Source organism: Bacillus sp. SIMBA_026, from assembly GCF_046535335.1.
In the GTDB taxonomy this organism is placed as follows: Bacteria; Bacillota; Bacilli; order Bacillales; family Bacillaceae; genus Bacillus; species Bacillus velezensis.
This window is the reverse complement of sequence record NZ_JAWRWX010000001.1, coordinates 1402179-1422224: the sequence shown is the minus strand read 5'-3', so window position 1 is coordinate 1422224 and position 20046 is coordinate 1402179. Positions and strand designations below refer to the sequence as shown.

Sequence of the window (20046 nt, the reverse complement as noted above, 5' to 3'; positions counted from 1 at the left end):
CCGGTCTCTTTTTGCATTCAGCTGTTAGAACTTGATCCGCTGTCTCCTGTGAATACAGACACGATCGCATTCCAAATCGAAGCGAAGAAATCAATGACTTTTTGAACAAAGCTTTTGCCTTCATCGGATTGAATGAACTTCGTGATTTTGTCTTTTGCCTTATCGAGCTGGCTGCCGACTTGGCCCCAATCAATCTTGGCATTTTTCATTTTATTAAACAATGAAACGAGCTGGTCTTTTTGAGCGTCAGTCAGTGTAATGTTAAGGGTTGAAGCCGCATCATCGACCTTTTTCTCGATTCCTTCTTTTGTATCGGGCACACCGTTTTTCGCGAAATCATCTTTAATGTTTGCGATCAGCGCGGAGGCGTTTTTATCTCCGATTTTATCCCCGAGATTTGAAGTGGTGACAAGCTCTTGGTTGGCGACCTGTTTTACATCTTCTGAAATCGCTTTGTCTGATGAGACTTCATATGCCTTGATGATTCCCGTTAATGCTGCGGTGCCTGATACCTCAAACGGCGCCGTCACGTATACTTTCGCATCTTTCACTCCTGCTGTCATCAGGGCGTTTAAGTACATTTCATCCGTGATGGAATCGATATTATGGGTCTTAACGTCAAGCCCGGACCCTTTCTTTGCCACCGTGATGGATGATGAAGAGATGGCTCTTGTGCCGATTTGGGCATTCGATATATATTTTCCCAGATATTCATGTTCTTCTTTATTCGTGACCGTCACTTTTGTCGCGTTATCAGGGACATTTAATTCGTCAAGCACTTTCTGACGGTTTTCGTTTGACAGATCCGCCCCCAGTGTGACGATGACATCTCCGACTGCGGCATCGGCCAGGCTGATTTTCGGTATTGTGCACAATGCAACGGCCGCCGCCAGCAATCCAATCCACATTTTTTTCAAAGCGGTTAACCTCCTTCTTTTCACAAATGCCGTTTTGAAGCGGTTTGTGAGGGCCTGCGTGAAGCAGTTCCGATACATAGACGGCTGTGAAGCTGTTCTGGTTTCATTTTCTTTCTGCGGAAGCGGGGAGATTCGTTTTCCGGCTGAAGGTGTGGTATAATAGCCGCGAAAAGAAGAGCAGAGGCCTCTTCCTTCAAAAGAATATCAAAAAGAAAGCCGGCTTACAATTGAAATTCATATTGAAGAAGGCTTTGACAAAAAACAATACGGAAGTAGGAATGAGAATGAAAACTGGTTACATCGAAATGGAAAACGGCAGCAGAATCGAATTTGAACTTTATCCGAATGAAGCGCCTAATACAGTCGCTAACTTTGAAAACCTGGCGAATACGGGCTTTTATGACGGCGTTATTTTCCACCGCGTGATTCCGGGCTTTGTCAGCCAAGGCGGAGATCCGACTGGGACAGGCATGGGCGGAAGCGGAAAAACGATCAAATGTGAAACAGAAGGCAATCCGCATAAGCACGAAGCCGGTTCTTTATCAATGGCACATGCCGGTAAAGACACGGGTTCAAGCCAATTCTTCATCGTACATGAGCCGCAGCCGCATTTAAACGGCGTTCATACTGTATTCGGAAAAGTGACAAGCGGTTTAGAGCATGCGAAAAACATGTCTAACGGAGACAAAATGAAAGAAATCCGTGTAGAAGGATAATGACGGAAAACCCGCCTTTTTCAGGCGGGTTTTTTTATGTATATGAAAATTCTCATGTGTAAATCATGAAGAAATACATATATGAACGATAGCAGTTCCTCTGGTATAGTGAAAAAGACCGATTACAACAATGAAAAGAGGTAGAAACGTTGGTTCAATTGGCAACCGTTTTATTTGTCATTATTATTCTCGCACTTATTATTTGGTTCAGGGTGAAAAAGGGAAACAGGCCGATTAAAGGCGGCGGCTTCGGCATCATTCTCCCGCTTTTGATTATCGCCGTCATTTTCACATTCAGCATCAGCCAGCTCATGAATATCCCGGGAAAGCCGTTTCATTTTCCCGCTCTTTGGGAGCTCGCCATCGCCGGACTGTTAGGCGCGGTATTCGGCGTCATCATGTTGTCGCAAACCGCCTATGAAATCCGGGAAGACGGCTTTGTCTACTCCAAGCGGAATAAAAACTTTAAATATGTCATTATCGCGATTATTGCGATCCGTATCGTGCTCAGCCAATATTTCAAAAACATTGACGCGGCGGAATTCGCCGTTTTAACGATGGAACTTGCTTTTGTGTATTTGTGCATTTGGCGGATCGGAAGCTTCGTGAAATACCGTAAAATCAGCAGATCCGGCTTATAAAATGAAAAAAATGGATGAGGTGCGGGGCTTATTTGCCCTCTGTGCAGGGATTCATGGTAAAATAAAAACGACCATGGCTAATGGGAGGAAATCACTTGAAATCAGAAAAAGAAAAAACTTCTAAAAAAAGCGCCGTACTTGATTGGGCGAAAGCCATTATCATCGCTGTCGTTCTGGCACTGCTCATCCGAAACTTTTTATTTGCCCCTTATCTCGTTGATGGAAGATCAATGGATCCGACGCTGCATGACCGCGAGAGAATCTTTGTCAATATGACGGTCAAATACATAAGCGACTTCAAACGCGGCCAGATCGTCGTTCTGAACGGAGAAAATGAGCACTATGTCAAACGGATTATCGGACTTCCCGGCGACACGGTGCAAATGAAAAACGATCAGCTGTATATCAACGGCAAAAAAGTGTCCGAACCGTATTTAGCGGCAAACAAGCACAAGGCGAAGCAAGGCGGCTATGACCGGCTGACAGAAGACTTCGGCCCGGTGAAGGTGCCGGACGACAAATATTTCGTCATGGGTGATAACCGCAGAGAATCTATGGACAGCCGCAACGGCCTCGGTCTTTTTACGAAAAAACAAATAGCGGGCACATCAAAATTCGTCTTCTTCCCGTTTAACGAAATTCGCAAGACGAAATAAACCGTACAGGCAGTTTTCTTATAAGAAAACTGCTTTTTTTATATAAATTTATCTTTCCACCCTCAAAAACAGAACATAAATTCGTATATCTATTTAATAGATAGAAAGTTTTACAGATACATGAAACATCTTCCCTTTATGAAACGTTATATGAGTAACTCACGCAGGGAAGAACGGTTTTCTATTCATGAACAAAAGGAATATGACATAGTAATGAATAGATTGATACGGGCTGGAGGTAGAAAAATGGGAAGAATTAAAACAAAAGCAGCCATTTTACTTGTACTGCTGCTGTTATTAGCGGGCGGTTATATGGTCATAAACGATATTGAACTGAAAGACGTGCCGACTGCAATCGGACAAACCCTGTCCCAGGAAAAAGAAGAATATACAGTCAAAACATATAAAATTACGAAAATCGAAGGAACTGAGTACCACGGTACGGCAGAAAACGGCACAAAAATTATTTTTAACGGCGACAAGCTGAAGCAGGATCTCTCCGATGTGAAAAAGGGAGATAAGATTAAAGCGTATTTCAGCAAATCAAACCGGATTGACGGCTTATTGAAGGTCGTCAAAGTGAACGAATAAATAAAGGCGCCTTTTATGGGAAAAGGGCGCTTTTTATTTTTCTGAATAATTAGGTGCAAATTCATTGCGCCTGCCGCAAAGGATGTTATAATAGCGGATAAGGACAAAAAAATATTGATTGTATCCTTCGGGGCTGGGTGAAAATCCCGACCGGCGGTAATAAGGCGCTTTGCGCTTTACAGCCCGTGACCCGTATGCATCTGTATACGGTGGATTCAGTGAAAAGCTGAAGCCGACAGTGAAAGTCTGGATGGGAGAAGGATGAGAGAAGCTATGCAAAAAATAAACTTACTGTATAGTCTTATTTCCTATGGATTAAAACTGGCAAAGCCCCGAACTGTGTAAACATTCGGGGCTTTTTTGACGCCAAATTGCGTGGAAGAAGGGAGGGATAACGATGGAAGAATATTATATGAATACGGCAATAGAACTTGCCAGACGCGGTGAAGGACAGACACAGTCCAATCCTCTTGTCGGCGCTGTCGTCGTCAAAAACGGACAGATCGTCGGAATGGGCGCCCATTTGCAATACGGAGAAGCGCATGCCGAGGTTCACGCGATTAATATGGCCGGCAGACACGCAAAAGGCGCCGATTTGTATGTGACGCTGGAGCCTTGCAGCCATTACGGAAAAACACCGCCATGCGCCGAACTGATAATAAAGTCGGGGATAAAAAGGGTGTTCATCGCGGTGAAAGATCCGAATCCGCTTGTAGCCGGAAAAGGCATCGGAATGCTGGAAGCAGCGGGCATCGAAGTGAAAACCGGACTTCTCAGGCAGCAGGCAGAAGAGCTGAATAAAATGTTTCTTCACTTCATGCGGACCGGACTTCCGTATGTCACCTTGAAAGCGGCTGCGAGCCTTGACGGGAAAACAGCGACCGAAACCGGTGACAGCAAATGGATTACATCAGAGGCGGCAAGGCTTGATGCCCAGCAATACAGGAAATCGCATCAAAGCATTCTTGTCGGAGCAGGCACAGTCAAAGCCGATAATCCGAGCCTGACATGCAGGCTTCCTGATACGGTGAAGCAGCCGGTCAGAGTGATTCTCGATACAAAGCTGACCATTCCTGAAACGGCAAATGTGCTCACTGACGGCGCTGCGCCGACATGGATATTTACGGCCAAAGGTGCAGACGTGCAAAAGAAAGACCGGCTGACCGCACTCGGAATAAAAGTTATTCCGCTGGAAACAGACCGCATTCACGTCCCTGAGGTGCTCAGTATTCTCGCTGAAAACGGCATAATGTCCGTTTATGTGGAAGGCGGAGCATCCGTACACGGAAGTTTTGTCAAGGAAGGCTGTTTCCAAGAGCTTCATTTCTATTTCGCCCCTAAATTAATCGGAGGAACGCTTGCTCCCAGCTTGATCTCCGGTGAAGGTTTTCAATCAATGAAAGATGTCCCCCATTTACAATTCACACAAATCACCCAAATCGGGCCGGATATAAAACTGACGGCCATACCTAAAGATGGAAAGGATGGTGACGATGTTTACAGGAATCGTTGAAGAAACAGGCACGATCCAAGCAATCAAAAAGACAGGCCTTTCCATGGCATTAACCATCGCCGCTTCAAAAGTGACAAGTGATGTGAAGCTTGGCGACAGCATTGCGGTAAACGGCATCTGCCTGACCGTAACCGGATTTTCTGACAATCAATTTACGGTTGATGTCATGCCGGAAACAGTGAAAGCCACTTCGCTGAACGGCTTGTCAAAAGGCAGTAAAGTAAACCTGGAAAGAGCGATGTCCGCCAACGGACGGTTCGGCGGCCACTTTGTATCAGGGCATGTGGACGGAACGGCGGAAATTACGCGGATCGAGAAAAAAAGCAACGCGGTCTATTACGATTTAAAACTTTCGCCGGAATTGACAAAAACGCTCGTATTGAAAGGTTCAATTACGGTAGACGGCGTGAGCCTGACGATTTTCGGTTTATCAGACGAAAGCGTAACGGTATCCATCATTCCGCATACCATCTCAGAAACGATTTTTCAGACGAAAACAGTCGGATCGACCGTAAATATTGAGTGTGACATGATCGGCAAATACTTATACCGCTTTTTGCACAAAACAGAACAAACGAAAAGCAATCAAACTATCACGGAAGCCTTTTTAAGCGAGAACGGCTTTTAGAAAGGAAGATCGATATGTTTCATCCGATAGAAGAGGCGTTAGAGGCGCTGAAAAAAGGTGAAGTCATCATTGTTGTCGATGATGAAGACAGAGAAAACGAAGGAGATTTCGTAGCGCTGGCTGAGCATGCCACGCCGGAAGTGGTTAATTTTATGGCGACCCATGGGAGAGGCCTGATCTGCACGCCGCTGTCTGAAGACATCGCCGGCCGGCTGGATCTTCACCCGATGGTCGATCATAATACGGACTCACATGAGACCGCGTTTACGGTCAGTATTGACCACAGGCTGACAAAAACGGGCATCAGCGCGCAGGAACGATCCTTTACCATTCAGGCGCTGTTGAACGAAGAATCTGTGTCTGACGATTTTCAGCGTCCGGGCCACATTTTCCCCTTAATCGCAAAAAAAGGAGGCGTCCTGAAGCGGGCCGGCCATACGGAAGCAGCCGTTGATCTTGCAAAAGCCTGCGGATCTCAGGGAGCGGGCGTCATTTGTGAAATTATGAATGAAGACGGCACAATGGCCAGAGTGCCGGAGTTAGCCGAAATCGCCGAACGCCACCAGCTGAAAATGATTACGATAAAAGACTTAATAGAGTACCGTTACAACATTACGGCACTTGTGAACAGAGAAGTTGATATTACGCTGCCGACTGACTTCGGCACGTTTAGAGTTTACGGATATACAAACGAGGTTGACGGAAAAGAACATCTCGCCTTTGTCATGGGGGATGTCCCGTTTAACAGCGAACCCGTTCTTGTCAGAGTGCACTCAGAATGCCTGACGGGCGATGTGTTTGCATCCCATCGCTGTGATTGCGGACCTCAGCTTCATGCCGCGCTTGCGCAAATTGCTGAAGAAGGCCGCGGCGTTCTATTGTATTTGCGCCAGGAAGGCAGAGGAATCGGTTTAATCAATAAGCTGAAGGCGTACCGATTGCAGGAACAAGGGTATGACACGGTTGAAGCGAACGAAGCGCTCGGCTTTCTGCCTGATCTGCGCAACTACGGCATCGGCGCCCAGATTCTCCGCGACTTAGGGGTTCAGCATATGAAACTTTTAACCAATAACCCCCGGAAAATCGCCGGCCTTGAAGGATACGGTCTCAGCATTTCAGAACGGGTGCCGCTTCAAATGGAAGCGAGTGAGCATAACAAGCAATATTTACAGACCAAAATGAAAAAACTTGGACATCTGCTTCATTTCTAAAAACAAATCTCACAAAAAAGGATGGATAACATATGAATATCATACAAGGAAACCTAGTAGGAACAGGTCTTAAAATCGGAATCGTCGTCGGCAGATTTAATGAATTTATAACGAGCAAGCTGTTAAGCGGAGCGGAAGACACGTTGCTTCGCCACGGTGTAGAATCAAACGACATTGACGTCGCTTGGGTGCCGGGAGCGTTTGAAATCCCGTTTGCGGCAAAGAAAATGGCGGAAACGAAAAAATACGATGCCGTCATTACGCTCGGCACGGTTATCAGAGGAGCGACAACGCATTATGACTATGTCTGCAATGAAGCGGCAAAAGGCATTGCCCAGGCGGGAACGGCGACGGGCGTCCCGGTTATCTTCGGCATCGTGACGACTGAAACCATTGAGCAGGCCATCGAACGAGCCGGAACAAAAGCCGGAAATAAGGGAGCGGATTGCGCAGTATCTGCCATTGAAATGGCAAACTTAAACCGTTCATTTGAATAATTTGTTGAAAAGCGTTTAAAACAGCGGCGAAAATGATATAATGTGAGGAAACGGATCGCCTTTATGTATCCGTTTGATAGGACATGAATGGACATTTTGGATATAGAGGGGTTTTTATGTTAATTCGTTATAAAAAATCGTTTGAAAAGATTGCGATGGGTCTTCTGTCATTTATGCCGAATGAAAAAGATCTCAAGCAGCTTCAGCAGACAATAAAGGACTATGAAACGGATACTGGCCGCCAGCTCTTTCTTTGGAAAGAGGATGAAGATATCGTCGGAGCGATCGGAGTCGAAAAAAAGGACTCAGAAGTTGAAATCCGGCATATCAGCGTGAATCCTTCTCACCGCCATCAAGGAATCGGAAAGCAAATGATGGACGCCTTAAAACGTCTGTTCAAAACGGAGGCACTCGTTCCGAATGAATTAACGCAAAGCTTTTTTGAACGCTGTCAACATCAAAAAGATCAGGATATCTCATATAATAACTGACAAATGCTCCCGGAATCTTCACGGTTTCGGGAGCTGTTTTGATATAGAAAAAGCAGGGCTGACCGTCAGCCTCTGCTTTTTTTTCTTCTCTCAATTTCCCGTTCGCGTTCCTTAATGACATCCGTCCTGTCCCGCAGGCGGTGTTTATGAATAAGAAAGGTATCTGATACGCCGTCTTGCCCCCATGTATAGCCCTTTCGGCGGCACTCGGCAAGACATGCTTCTTTCAGGGCTTCATCTGTAATCGGCAGCATAACACTTTTATAAGGCAGGCCCGCTTCTATATCGTCTGACAGCGTTTCTATCAGCTCAATCAGTTTCGGATGGCTGAGACCGAGAGAACAGACCGCCTGCTTTTCAGACCGCAGAATACGTAAGCTGTTGGCAATCAGCCGTTTCGCCCCGGCTTCATTTCCCCTGCGCTGGTGATACAGAGCGACGGCAAGCTGAATCAGGCCGACCCAATGAATGCTCCGCTTTTCAGCCGTGCTTTCTTTCCAATATTCCTCTAACAGTTCATGACACTCAAAATAATCTCTTGATGCGTGAAATTCGGCCAAAAAGCCGATATAAGCTTTAGGATACAAGCCGCTTCCTCCTTTTATGCTAAAACCAGTGTACCACAGCGCTATGAAAAGGAAAAAAGAGCGGCTTGGTGCCTGAAGCCTGAGGAACTAGCAGATGTAAGATGCTCCTACGACAACGAGCAAAATAAACAGAACGACAATTAATGCAAAACCTCCGCCGAAACAAGCTCCGCTCATGTGAAATCAGCCTCCCTTTGTTTCAAGTTTACACGGCTATCATATGTGCATCCGCCTTTAAAGGTATAGGCGTATATCTTCTTTTTCAGTATTTTCTAAATAACGGAGGACGTGTATAAAAGTATTGGACGAGAGCATTTCGGTGGATTATACTAAAGGGTAGCCAGTTTTTCCGGCAATGAGAGTGATATTGAAAATGGTGAGATAATGGTAGAATATCAAGTGAAAATTGATACGTTTGAAGGCCCATTGGACCTGCTGCTTCATCTGATTAACCGTCTTGAAATCGATATATACGACATACCCGTGGCAACCATTACTGAACAATATTTATTATATGTACATACAATGCAAGAGCTTGAACTTGATGTCGCCAGTGAATATCTGGTCATGGCGGCGACTCTTCTCAGCATTAAAAGCAGAATGCTGCTTCCGAAACAAGAGGAAGAGCTGTTTGAAGACGAAATGCTTGAAGAAGAAGACCCTCGGGACGAGCTGATTGAAAAGCTGATTGAGTATAGAAAGTATAAAACCGCTGCGAAGGATTTAAAAGAGCGGGAAGAAGAAAGACAAAAGTCATTTACAAAGCCGCCGAGTGATTTAAGTGAGTATGCAAAAGAAATCAAACAGACCGAGCAGAAACTGTCGGTGACCGTTTATGACATGATCGGCGCGTTTCAAAAGGTGCTGCAGCGTAAAAAAATCACGCGGCCGAAAGAAACGACCATTACAAGACAGGAAATACCGATTGAAGACAGAATGAACGAAATCGTAAAAAGCTTAAAAACGGCGGGGAGAAGAATAAACTTCACGGAGCTTTTTCCTTCTCGGCAAAAGGACCATCTCGTCGTGACGTTTTTAGCAGTCCTGGAACTGATGAAAAATCAGCAGATTATCATTGAACAGGAAGAAAACTTTTCAGATATATACATTACGGGGAGTGAATCCATTCATGGCGCTTGATATCGTGAATTGGAAAGCGATTGTGGAAGCCCTGCTGTATGCGGCGGGTGATGAAGGGCTGACCAAAAAGCAATTGGTGACGGTGCTTGAAATAGAAGAAGCGGAACTGGCCGGAATCATGGAAGAAGTGGCCGCTCAGTACAAGGAAGACGACAGAGGCATCGAGCTTACCGAATATGCGGATACGTATATGCTTGGAACGAAAAAAGAATTCGTGCCTTATTTGAAAAAACTAATCGAAGTGCCGTCAAAAGGGCTGTCACAGGCTTCTTTGGAAGTGCTGGCGATCGTTTCGTACAAGCAGCCGATCACACGGGCGGAAATTGAAGATATCCGGGGCGTGAAGTCTGAACGGATTCTGCACAGCCTCGTGTCAAAAGCGCTGCTGTGTGAGGTGGGCCGCGCCGACGGTCCCGGCCGGGCGATTTTATACGGCACGACACCGGTATTTCTTGAACAATTCGGCTTAAAAACATTGGAGGAGCTCCCGCCGCTCCCTGAAAATGCGGAGGAAGACGTTCTCCAGGAGGAAGCCGATTTATTCTTTGAAAACTTCAACCAAACTTTTGAGGATATTAAATAATAATCGTTTTTCATCATACGATAGTAGGGAAAGGCCATTGATGAATGACGCAAATGACGACGTACAAGAGAGGAAGGAAACGGACGGAAATGGGAAATTCGATTGTGAGGGCCCATACTGAAGAAACTGGTGAATTTTTAGCCGAGGTTGTCACGATGGTCAGCAGCTATTTAAATCATACAACATTGCCGGAGATGCGGGCTCAAGGAGAGGCGGATGAGGCATACTGCCGCGACGTGCTCAGTGTGCTGAGGAGGATGACCGTCTTTTGCGAAGGCGCCCAGGAAGCCTGCAGGCGGCTTTTAATGCAGGAGCCGTTTCATGAGGTGAGAGCGGAAAAAACGCTGTATAAAGTGTATCATCAGTGCGTGGAAGAGTTTTTCATGCCGAAAAAGGATACATGGTACGAAAACAGCCGCGCCGCTTATACAGGCCAAAGCGCGATTGAATTCTACCAGCAAGTGCCGGATTCGCTGCGGAGCCTTCTGCTTTCGCTCAGCAGTGAATTTCTGCGCATGCGGGAAGAATTGGCGCAATATGAAGCATCAGGCTCAAATATGGCATCAGTCAGATAAAAAACTCTTCCTTTTGGGAGAGTTTTTTTATGTGAAAGTGACGCAATTGGTATTCATAAGTCATGGACATGCGCATAAACTTGTACAAACCCACAACAAGGACGTGAGCATTCATGCGCTTTTTCAAAAAAGCTGCCGTATTTCTTTTGACTTTTGTTATTCTTTTTTCCATTACAGACGGCAATACGGCACATGCCCAAATACATGTCAGCGCAAAAAGCGCGATTATAATCGACGGAGCATCTGGCAGGGTGTTATTCGCCAAGGATGAACATCATAAGCGGCGGATTGCAAGCATTACGAAAATCATGACGGCGGTGCTGGCGATTGAATCAGGGAAGATGGAAGAGACCGTGACGGTTTCCCCGAATGCCGTAAAAACGGAAGGCTCAGCCATTTATCTTCAGCCGGGACAAAAAGTGAAGCTGAAAGATCTCGTATACGGGCTTATGCTGAGATCAGGAAATGACGCCGCTGCAGCAATAGCGGAATATGTCGGCGGAAGCCTTGACGGTTTTGTATTTATGATGAACAAAAAAGCCGAGCAAATCGGGATGGAAAATACAAAATTTCAAAATCCGCACGGACTGGACGACCATGAAAATTTATATTCAACGGCGTATGACATGGCGCTTTTGACTAAATACGCGATGAAAATCAAGGAATACCGGACCGTTTCAGGCACAAAAGTGTATAAGGCGGAAACGATGGACCGGGTATGGAAAAATAAAAACAAGCTTCTCACAGGGCTCTACCGTTACAGCACAGGCGGAAAAACAGGTTATACAAAAATCGCGAAACGGACGCTCGTCTCGACGGCCTCAAAAGACGGTACGGATCTCATCGCGGTCACCATAAATGATCCGGATGATTGGGATGATCATATGAATATGTTTAATTATGTCTTTGATCACTATAAAACCTATGTCGTCGCTAAAAAAGGCGGCATTCCGAAGCTGAAAAAGACGTTTTACGGAAAGCGCGCTTTTATTGCCCGGGATGTCAAATATTTGTTAAAAGAGGATGAAATCGACGATGTAAAAATCCGCACAACCTTAATAAAACCGAAAAAAGCCTGGAAAAAGGACGCCTCTCTCATTCCTGATGTCGTCGGCCGGATGACTGTTATGCATGATGGGAAAGTGATCGCCAAGATCCCCGTCTATTATGAAAATGAGCGCCATAAAAAACCGAAAAAGCATTTCATTGAGACGTTTACGAGCCTGTTTATGAGCGCGGCGGGCGGTTCGTCATGGTCAATTTAATCTGGGTATGTCTGACGGTAATCGGACTTGTCTTTGCGATGTTTAACGGTACCTTGCAGGATGTGAATGAAGCCGTTTTTAAAGGAGCGAAAGAAGCGGTTACGATCTCGTTCGGATTAATGAGCGTTCTCGTGTTCTGGCTCGGCCTGATGAAAATAGCCGAGCAGTCCGGCCTTTTGGATATATTCAGCAGAATGTGCCGCCCGTTTATTTCTAAGCTGTTTCCTGATATTCCCCCTGATCATCCGGCGATGGGATACATCTTATCAAATCTCATGGCAAACTTTTTCGGACTGGGAAATGCGGCGACACCGCTCGGCATTAAAGCCATGGAGCAGATGAAAAAGCTGAATGGAGGTAAGTCTGAGGCCAGCCGTTCCATGATTACCTTTTTGGCGGTAAATACTTCGAGTATTACATTGATACCGACAACCGTCATTGCCGTGCGCATGGCTTACTCGGCGAAATCACCGACCGATATCGTCGGGCCGACCATCTTAGCGACTTTAATTTCGGGAATCGGCGCGATTTTCATTGACCGCTACTTCTGGTACCGCCGCAAAAGAAAAGGGAGGTAAGCGAATGGAAATGGTGAATTGGCTGTCTTTAGCCATGATTCCGATTATTATCGCCGGTATATTGATATACGGCACGATCAAAAAAGTGCCGACGTATGAATCATTCGTTGAAGGCGGTAAAGAAGGAATTGAGATTGCGTTTTCCATCATTCCGTATTTGGTCGGGATGCTGGTGGCGATTACCGTATTCCGGGCCTCGGGCGCGCTGGATTTTGTCATGGGGCTGTGCAAGCCTTTCTTTACAGCGCTCGGCATTCCCGCAGAAGTCGTGCCGCTTGCTCTGATCCGCCCGATTTCGGGGACGGCGGCGCTCGGCATGACGACAGATCTGATCGCCGTGTACGGGCCTGATTCATTTATCGGCAGGCTGGCTTCGGTCATGCAGGGATCGACTGACACGACGCTGTATGTCCTGACGGTGTATTTCGGGGCGGTCGGCATCAAAAAAATGGGGGATGCTTTAAAGGTTGGTCTTCTCGCTGATTTGATCGGGGTGGTTGCATCAATCATCATAGTTACGTTATTATTTGGAAGCGCCTGAAATCAGGCGCTTTTTATATATCAAAATAACTCTCCTTGAAAAAGCTTGTTTGTTCAAGGGGAAAAAAGTAAGATTATACTTGAGGTGAACGACATGGAAAGACTGCAAAAAGTTATTGCTCATGCCGGCGTGGCATCACGCAGAAAGGCGGAAGAGCTGATAAAAGAAGGAAAAGTAAAGGTGAATGGAAAAGTAATAACAGAGCTTGGCGTAAAAGTGACCGGTTCTGATCAGATTGAAGTAAACGGATTAAAGGTGGAGCGGGAAGAACCCGTGTACTTTCTGCTTTATAAACCGAGAGGAGTGATCTCAGCAGCTGATGACGACAAAGGGCGGAAAGTGGTGACCGACTTCTTCAAAGAAGTGCCGCAGCGCATTTATCCGATCGGCAGGCTTGATTATGATACGAGCGGACTTTTATTGCTGACAAATGACGGCGAGTTTGCCAACAAACTCATGCATCCGAAATACGAAATTGATAAGACGTACGTCGCCAAAGTGAAGGGGATTCCTTCCAAGGAACTTCTGAGAAAGCTTGAGCGCGGCATTCAGCTTGAAGAAGGCAAGACGGCGCCGGCCAGAGCGAAAATGCTTTCCCTGGACAAAAGAAAGCAGACGAGCATCATTCAGCTGACGATTCATGAAGGACGGAACAGACAGGTCCGCCGCATGTTCGAGGCGATCGGTCATGACGTGTTGAAACTAAAACGTGAAGAATATGCATTTTTAGATTTAAGAGGCCTGCGCACAGGAGACGCAAGAGAATTGTCGCCGCATGAGGTGAAAAGGCTGCGGGCTTTAGCTGAACACGGTAAAAACGCTTTCTAATTTTCACATAACCTTCAAAAATTACAAAACGTGTTGATGATATAATTGAATGGATTTGCAGGCAGGGGAGGGGAGCAGTGTACAATGAACAAAAAACGGCGGCGTTTATTCATTCGGACCGGCATCCTTCTCATCTTACTCTGCGCGCTCGGATATACCATCTATAATGCTGTTTACACAAACGGCGAGCGTATATCTGAGGGGTCCAAAGCCCCGAATTTCGCGCTGAAAGATACAGAGGGCAGACTCATAGAACTGAGTCAGTTAAAAGGAAAAGGCGTTTTTCTGAATTTCTGGGGAACGTGGTGCGAGCCGTGCAAGCAGGAATTTCCCTACATGGAGAATCAATACAAGCATTTTAAAGACCTCGGTGTCGAGGTGGTTGCGGTAAATGTCGGCGAATCAAAAATTGCAGTACATAACTTTATGAAAACATACGGCGTCAATTTCCCGGTTGCGCTCGATACTGACCGGCAAGTGCTGGACGCGTACGGCGTATCACCTATTCCGACGACATTTTTGATCAATCCCGACGGAAAAGTCGTGAAAGTGGTGACCGGCACGATGACAGAACGCATGGTTCATGACTATATGAATTTAATTAAGCCGGAGGCGTCTTCATGAAAAAGGTCAAATGTGAATGCGGGCACGTGAATCCAGCCGGGACGGTTTTATGCGAGTCGTGCGGGAAGCCGCTTGATGATCAAAAATCGCCGCTTGCCGATATGCGGTACGACGGCAGCGCAAGGCGTTCGCAAACATATAACAAAACAATCGTAGATAAGGTATGGAACTTCTTTTCTTCCGTAAAAGTCGGAATATGGCTGATCGTCATTACTCTGGCGGCGTCTGCTTTCGGCACGGTTTTTCCGCAGGAAGCTTATCTGCCGCCGGGCGCCCAGCCGGATACATATTATGAACAGCAGTACGGCATAATCGGCCAAATGTATTATCTGCTGGGATTTCATCACCTGTACGGCTCATGGTGGTATATGCTCCTGATCGCATCCATTGGCATATCACTGGTCATCTGCAGCCTGGATCGGGTGATTCCTTTGTACAGGGCGCTGAAAAATCAAGGAGTTCGGCGGAATCCGATCTTTTTGAAGAGGCAGCGTCTATACAGCCGGACAGAAACCGAGCTGAGCGGGGATGCGGCTGATAGCCTCAGAACACGATTGAAAAAAAAGCATTATAGAGTGCGAGAACAAGAGGGAAGCATTCTGGCGGAAAAAGGCCGTTTTTCAAGGTGGGGGCCCTACGTCAATCATATCGGTCTGATCATTTTTCTGATCGGAGCCATGCTGAGATTTGTACCCGGTATGTATGTCGATGAAACGCTCTGGGTCCGTGAAGGCGAAACCGCTCAGATCCCCGGTACTGATGGCAAGTATTACTTAAAAAACAACCGGTTCACGATGCAGACATATAACAAAGACACTGAGAAAAAAGTATTCGCCGACGCCATTGACAGAGCCGGAAACGGCAAAGTCGCCAAATCCTTCACAACGGACGCGGTTTTGTACAAGAGGGAAGGCGACATTGTATTCGGCGAAAAGCCGAAGCTTAAAAGAGTCAAAGAAAACAATATCCGCGTCAATGAACCGCTTCGCTTTGACTCCTATTCTGTGTATCAGGTGGACTATAAAGAAAACCAGCTCGATCAGATGGTATTTCAGCTGATCGACCAAAAAACAAAACAGTCATTCGGCAAACTGAAGATCAATCTTCTTGATCCCGACACGGACTATGATCTTGGTAACGGTTACAAAGTGCAGATCGCCAGTTATCTTCCTGATTTTTATTTTAACAAGGACGGAGAACCGAGCACGAAAACGAAGGTTCCTAACAATCCGGCTTTTGTCTTTAAAATCACGGCTCCTGACAAGCCGAAAGGGGAGAAAAGTTTTGTTGCGATTCAGCAGACTGTTGAAGGTTCCGAAAGTAACAAGTACAAATTAAAATTCGACCATGTGGAAACGAAAAACATTACAGGACTCACCGTCAGAAAAGACTTAACCTTATGGGTGCTTGCCGTCGGCGGAGCGATCTTTATGATCGGCGTCATTCAAGGAATGTACTGGCAGCACAGAAGGATCTGGATCAAAACAGGTGATCATGAAGTGCTTGTGGCGGGACATACGAACAAAAACTGGTTCGGTCTGAAAAAAGATATCGAATTTGTTCTTAGCGGGACCGGGATTCAAGAGCCGGCCGATCAAAAAGAATTGGCCAAAAATCAGGCCTAGTGAAAAAGGAGTGGTGTCATGGCGGAGCTGAGCGCAAATTTTCTTTATGCTGCCTTTTTGATTTATTTAATTGCCGTCCCGGTTTTCGGCGGCGCCATCCGGGGAACAAAAGGTGCTAAGGACGGTAAGGGCCGCTGGTCGGCTATCGGAATCACGTTAACCATTTTCGGATTTCTTTGTCATCTCGGCTACTTCATTGCGAGATGGTCGGCAAGCGGACATGCGCCTGTCAGCAATATGTTTGAATTTACGACGTCATTCGGCATGATGCTTGTTCTCGCTTTTATTATTATTTACTTTATTTACAGACTGCCTTCATTAGGCATGTTCACATTGTCTATCGCGCTTTTGCTTATCGCATATGCAAGCATGTTTCCGACAGACATCACGCCGCTTATTCCGTCACTGCAGAGCAATTGGCTGTACATTCACGTCACGACGGCGGCGCTCGGGCAGGCGATTCTTGCGATCAGTTTTGTAGCCGGCGTCATTTTCCTGTTAAAGCATGTCGACCAATCCAGACCGGGCAAAAAAACGTTCTGGCTTGAAGTCATCATGTTTATACTCGTGACGACCGTGGCATTTATCGCCGTCACGTCGGCATTCCGGCTGGCGGACTACAAAGCTGAATTTAATTGGGTGGATAAAAAAGAAGCCAAAAGCGTCATGATATATGATATGCCTGCGCTTGTCGGCCCGCATGAGGGAGAACTGCTTACGGAAGGCGCAATGAAGCCGCTTATTGAGCTTCCGGCCATTTTTTCAGGCAGAAAGGTCAATACGGTGATCTGGTCGTTTGGCGCAGGTCTCGTTTTATACGGTGCGCTCAGGCTGATATTCAGAAAGAGAATCAGCGCTCTTATCAGCCCGCTCGTCAAAAATGTGAATCTGGACTTGGTCGATGAAGTCGGCTACCGCGCTGTTTCCATCGGTTTTCCGGTATTCACACTCGGCGCGCTTGTGTTTGCGATGATTTGGGCGCAGCTTGCATGGACGCGTTTTTGGGGCTGGGACCCGAAGGAAGTATGGGCGCTGATCACCTTTTTATTTTACGCAGCGTATTTGCACTTGCGGCTGTCAAGAGGCTGGCATGGCGAAAAGTCCGCGTGGCTTGCCGTCATCGGCTTCGCCATTATTATGTTTAACTTAATTTTTGTGAATCTCGTGCTTGCCGGACTTCATTCGTACGCATAGATGCAAAAAGCCGATACAGTTCTCAAGCTGCCGCACAGTTTGTTAAAATGAAAGTAACAGAAGGAAAGCAGGGGGAAAACGATGGATCAAACAAATGAAACTAAAATATTAGTAGTAGATGATGAAGCCAGAATTCGACGCCTTTTAAGAATGTACCTTGAACGGGAAAACTATGTGATTGAAGAAGCGGAAAACGGCGACGAGGCCATTAAAATGGGGCTGGCATCAGATTATGATCTGGTGCTCTTGGATTTAATGATGCCGGGAACGGACGGAATCGAAGTATGCCGGCAGCTCAGAGAAAAAAAAGCGACGCCGATTATCATGCTGACGGCAAAAGGGGAAGAAGCCAACCGCGTCCAGGGGTTTGAAGCGGGTACGGACGATTATATCGTCAAGCCTTTCAGCCCGAGAGAAGTGGTGCTTCGGGTAAAGGCGCTTTTAAGAAGGGCTTCCCAAACATCTTATCTGACAGCCAATACCCCGACAAAAAATGTGCTCGTCTTTTCGCATCTATCCATTGATCACGATGCTCACAGGGTGACTGCGGACGGCACGGAGGTGAGCCTGACGCCGAAGGAATATGAACTGTTGTACTTCCTGGCGAAAACACCGGACAAAGTGTACGACAGGGAAAAGCTTTTAAAAGAAGTGTGGCAGTATGAATTTTTCGGAGACCTCAGAACGGTGGACACCCATGTCAAACGGCTCCGTGAAAAATTAAATAAAGTGTCCCCGGGAGCGGCGAAAAAAATCGTCACCGTATGGGGAGTCGGATACAAATTTGAGGTAGGCGCTGAATGAAGTTTTGGAAAAGCGTAGTAGGAAAGCTTTGGTTTACCATTCTTTCACTCGTGTTAATTGTTTTATTTATTTTAACGGTGTTGCTTCTGGAATTTATAGAAAACTACCACGTTGAAGAAGCGGAAAAAGATTTAACGCAGCTTGCCGATAAAATTGCGGTCATAATAGAAAATCATGAAGACCAGCCGCTTGCCAGATCCATCACGTGGGAACTGGCGGACAATTTAACGAGCATCGCGATCATTCAGGATGATAAGCATGTCTGGTATTCGCCCAATGACGATAATCATTTATCCTCTATTACATTAGAGCAGATCAAACATGACCGGGATCTGCACAAGGCGCTGACAGACCGCAAAAAAGTAAGCAAACGCGCGGTCCCCAACAATGCCGGTTCGGATAACGAACGGCTGATCGTCGGAGTGCCGTATGAAAAAGACGGCAAAAAAGGCATGGTCTTTTTATCCCAATCGCTGCTTGCCGTCAAAGATACGACGAAACATACAACACGCTATATTTTTCTTGCGGCGGGCATTGCCATCGTCTTGACAACGTTTTTCGCGTTCTTTTTATCCAGCAGGGTGACATATCCCCTTCGGAAAATGCGGGAAGGCGCCCAAGACTTGGCGAAAGGAAAGTTTGATACAAAAATTCCGATTCTGACCCAAGATGAAATCGGGGAACTGGCCATTGCCTTTAATCAGATGGGACGGCAGCTCAATTTTCATATTAACGCGCTGAATCAGGAAAAAGAACAGCTGTCCAATATTTTAAGCAGTATGGCAGACGGAGTCATCACCATAAATATTGACGGCACCATTTTGGTGACCAACCCGCCGGCCGAACGTTTTCTGCAGGCATGGTATTATGAGCAGAACATGAACATTAAAGAAGGAGACAACCTTCCCCCTGAAGCAAAAGAGCTATTTCAAAATGCAGTGAACACGGAAAAAGAGCAAATGATTGAAATGACGCTTCAAGGAAGGTCATGGGTTTTATTGATGTCGCCTCTTTATGCGGAATCACACGTCCGCGGCGCCGTGGCCGTGCTCCGTGATATGACCGAAGAGCGCAGGCTGGATAAATTGCGTGAAGACTTCATTGCCAATGTCAGTCATGAGCTCAGAACCCCGATTTCTATGCTGCAGGGATACAGCGAAGCAATAGTGGACGACATTGCAAGCACTGAAGAGGAGAAAAAAGAAATCGCGCAGATCATTTATGATGAATCTCTTCGCATGGGCCGGCTCGTCAATGATTTGCTGGATTTGGCCAGAATGGAATCCGGACATACGGGCCTGCACTATGAAACGGTAAATCTGCATGAATTTCTGGAGAAGATCTCCCGCAAATTTTCCGGGGTAGCGAAGGAAAAAGGCGTTTCGCTCACAGAAGACATCTCGGTGTCTCAGCCGGAGTGTGTCTTTGACGAAGATAAAATGGAACAGGTGTTTACCAACCTTATAGATAATGCGCTGCGCCATACGGAGTCAGGCGGAAGCGTTCATATCGCGGCTCAGACCGTAAAAGACGGGCTGAAAATCGATATCAAAGATTCCGGCTCGGGAATACCGGAAGAGGACCTGCCTTTTATTTTTGAACGTTTTTATAAAGCGGACAAAGCAAGAACAAGAGGCAGGGCGGGGACCGGACTCGGACTCGCCATCGTAAAAAATATCGTGGAAGCCCACGGCGGCTCAATTGCGGTTCACAGCAGCATCGACAAAGGGACGACGTTTACATTTTATATTCCGACAAAAGTGCAGGATGACGTCTGAAATTGACGAACAATCTTGTTCCATACGAAACACCCGCATGTTCTGCGGGTGTTTTTTATTTGT

General features: G+C 46.4%; 24 protein-coding genes and 1 riboswitch. Of the genes, 21 read left to right on the top strand and 3 right to left on the bottom strand.

The features are described 5' to 3' along the window. Positions 1–17: 17 nt before the first annotated feature. Positions 18–917 carry a DUF1002 domain-containing protein gene (locus SB847_RS06855; RefSeq protein WP_410561612.1) on the bottom strand — a complete coding sequence of 300 codons (900 nt, stop codon included), beginning with the start codon at positions 915–917 and terminating at the stop codon, positions 18–20. 284 nt (positions 918–1201) lie between these two features. Between SB847_RS06855 and SB847_RS06850 the strand changes: the two genes are divergently transcribed. From SB847_RS06850 to ribT, 9 genes are all read left to right on the top strand, one after another. Then, positions 1202–1633, top strand: a complete 432-nt coding sequence (locus tag SB847_RS06850; RefSeq protein ID WP_003153363.1) for a peptidylprolyl isomerase — start codon at positions 1202–1204, stop codon at positions 1631–1633. A gap of 149 nt (positions 1634–1782) precedes the next feature. After that, positions 1783–2274, top strand: a complete 492-nt coding sequence (locus SB847_RS06845) for a CcdC protein domain-containing protein (protein WP_015240128.1) — start codon at positions 1783–1785, stop codon at positions 2272–2274. 80 nt (positions 2275–2354) lie between these two features. After that, the gene (lepB, locus tag SB847_RS06840; RefSeq protein ID WP_007612320.1) at positions 2355–2930 is read left to right on the top strand and encodes a signal peptidase I; all 576 of its coding nucleotides are present in this window, start codon (positions 2355–2357) and stop codon (positions 2928–2930) included. Positions 2931–3176: 246 nt separating this feature from the next. Beyond that, entirely contained in the window at positions 3177–3521 is a 345-nt protein-coding gene (locus tag SB847_RS06835) for a hypothetical protein (protein WP_007409423.1), read from the top strand. A 119-nt stretch (positions 3522–3640) separates the two neighbouring features. Then, positions 3641–3787, top strand: a riboswitch (FMN riboswitch). Between the two features lie 131 nt (positions 3788–3918). Further along, on the top strand, positions 3919–5034 hold the full coding sequence (gene ribD, locus SB847_RS06830; RefSeq protein WP_032873227.1) for a bifunctional diaminohydroxyphosphoribosylaminopyrimidine deaminase/5-amino-6-(5-phosphoribosylamino)uracil reductase RibD: 1116 nt from the start codon (positions 3919–3921) through the stop codon (positions 5032–5034). Further along, positions 5015–5662, top strand: a complete 648-nt coding sequence (gene ribE, locus SB847_RS06825) for a riboflavin synthase (protein ID WP_007409425.1) — start codon at positions 5015–5017, stop codon at positions 5660–5662. The genes ribD and ribE overlap by 20 nt, the downstream gene beginning before the upstream one ends. 14 nt (positions 5663–5676) lie before the next feature. Continuing rightward, a complete protein-coding gene (locus tag SB847_RS06820) occupies positions 5677–6873 on the top strand; it encodes a bifunctional 3,4-dihydroxy-2-butanone-4-phosphate synthase/GTP cyclohydrolase II (RefSeq protein ID WP_007612309.1) in 1197 nt (398 codons plus the stop codon). 32 nt (positions 6874–6905) lie between these two features. After that, on the top strand, positions 6906–7370 hold the full coding sequence (gene ribH, locus SB847_RS06815; RefSeq protein WP_003153372.1) for a 6,7-dimethyl-8-ribityllumazine synthase: 465 nt from the start codon (positions 6906–6908) through the stop codon (positions 7368–7370). Positions 7371–7486: 116 nt separating this feature from the next. Then, positions 7487–7861, top strand: coding sequence for a GNAT family N-acetyltransferase RibT (ribT, locus tag SB847_RS06810; RefSeq protein ID WP_003153373.1), 375 nt, complete (start codon positions 7487–7489; stop codon positions 7859–7861). Between the two features lie 65 nt (positions 7862–7926). On the opposite strand, the gene SB847_RS06805 is transcribed toward ribT, so the two are convergent. Together SB847_RS06805 and SB847_RS06800 are read right to left on the bottom strand one after the other, a co-directional pair. Further along, positions 7927–8448, bottom strand: a complete 522-nt coding sequence (locus SB847_RS06805) for a DUF309 domain-containing protein (protein WP_410561616.1) — start codon at positions 8446–8448, stop codon at positions 7927–7929. An 87-nt stretch (positions 8449–8535) separates the two neighbouring features. Continuing rightward, positions 8536–8625 (bottom strand): YjcZ family sporulation protein, encoded by a 90-nt coding sequence (locus tag SB847_RS06800; RefSeq protein WP_003153376.1) that lies wholly within the window; start codon positions 8623–8625, stop codon positions 8536–8538. Between the two features lie 207 nt (positions 8626–8832). On the opposite strand from SB847_RS06800, the gene SB847_RS06795 reads away from it, so the two are divergent. The 12 genes from SB847_RS06795 (at position 8833) to SB847_RS06740 (ending at position 19983) form a co-directional block, all read left to right on the top strand. Beyond that, positions 8833–9588 (top strand): segregation/condensation protein A, encoded by a 756-nt coding sequence (locus SB847_RS06795; RefSeq protein ID WP_007409427.1) that lies wholly within the window; start codon positions 8833–8835, stop codon positions 9586–9588. Next, the gene (gene scpB / locus SB847_RS06790; protein WP_007409428.1) at positions 9578–10171 is read left to right on the top strand and encodes an SMC-Scp complex subunit ScpB; all 594 of its coding nucleotides are present in this window, start codon (positions 9578–9580) and stop codon (positions 10169–10171) included. The genes SB847_RS06795 and scpB overlap by 11 nt, the downstream gene beginning before the upstream one ends. 89 nt (positions 10172–10260) lie before the next feature. Continuing rightward, positions 10261–10746 carry a DUF3907 family protein gene (locus SB847_RS06785; protein ID WP_003153380.1) on the top strand — a complete coding sequence of 162 codons (486 nt, stop codon included), beginning with the start codon at positions 10261–10263 and terminating at the stop codon, positions 10744–10746. Positions 10747–10859: 113 nt separating this feature from the next. Continuing rightward, positions 10860–12011 carry a D-alanyl-D-alanine carboxypeptidase family protein gene (locus tag SB847_RS06780; protein WP_044802131.1) on the top strand — a complete coding sequence of 384 codons (1152 nt, stop codon included), beginning with the start codon at positions 10860–10862 and terminating at the stop codon, positions 12009–12011. Then, positions 11999–12589 (top strand): nucleoside recognition domain-containing protein, encoded by a 591-nt coding sequence (locus SB847_RS06775; RefSeq protein ID WP_003153385.1) that lies wholly within the window; start codon positions 11999–12001, stop codon positions 12587–12589. Before SB847_RS06780 ends, SB847_RS06775 begins: the two co-directional genes overlap by 13 nt. A gap of 4 nt (positions 12590–12593) precedes the next feature. Then, positions 12594–13130, top strand: coding sequence for a spore maturation protein SpmB (gene spmB, locus SB847_RS06770; RefSeq protein WP_003153387.1), 537 nt, complete (start codon positions 12594–12596; stop codon positions 13128–13130). A 93-nt stretch (positions 13131–13223) separates the two neighbouring features. Further along, positions 13224–13958 carry a 23S rRNA pseudouridine(2605) synthase RluB gene (gene rluB, locus SB847_RS06765; protein WP_007612296.1) on the top strand — a complete coding sequence of 245 codons (735 nt, stop codon included), beginning with the start codon at positions 13224–13226 and terminating at the stop codon, positions 13956–13958. A gap of 84 nt (positions 13959–14042) precedes the next feature. After that, complete coding sequence (resA, locus tag SB847_RS06760; RefSeq protein ID WP_003153391.1) at positions 14043–14582, top strand: thiol-disulfide oxidoreductase ResA; 540 nt, start codon at positions 14043–14045, stop codon at positions 14580–14582. Next, positions 14579–16207, top strand: coding sequence for a cytochrome c biogenesis protein ResB (gene resB / locus SB847_RS06755; RefSeq protein ID WP_227051044.1), 1629 nt, complete (start codon positions 14579–14581; stop codon positions 16205–16207). The genes resA and resB overlap by 4 nt, the downstream gene beginning before the upstream one ends. Positions 16208–16225: 18 nt before the next feature. Then, on the top strand, positions 16226–17401 hold the full coding sequence (ccsB, locus tag SB847_RS06750) for a c-type cytochrome biogenesis protein CcsB (protein ID WP_007409434.1): 1176 nt from the start codon (positions 16226–16228) through the stop codon (positions 17399–17401). Between the two features lie 81 nt (positions 17402–17482). Next, positions 17483–18205: a DNA-binding response regulator ResD gene (resD, locus tag SB847_RS06745; protein WP_003153397.1), complete on the top strand. Its 723-nt coding sequence runs from the start codon at positions 17483–17485 to the stop codon at positions 18203–18205. Then, on the top strand, positions 18202–19983 hold the full coding sequence (locus tag SB847_RS06740; protein WP_007409435.1) for an ATP-binding protein: 1782 nt from the start codon (positions 18202–18204) through the stop codon (positions 19981–19983). The genes resD and SB847_RS06740 overlap by 4 nt, the downstream gene beginning before the upstream one ends. Positions 19984–20046 lie beyond the last annotated feature (63 nt).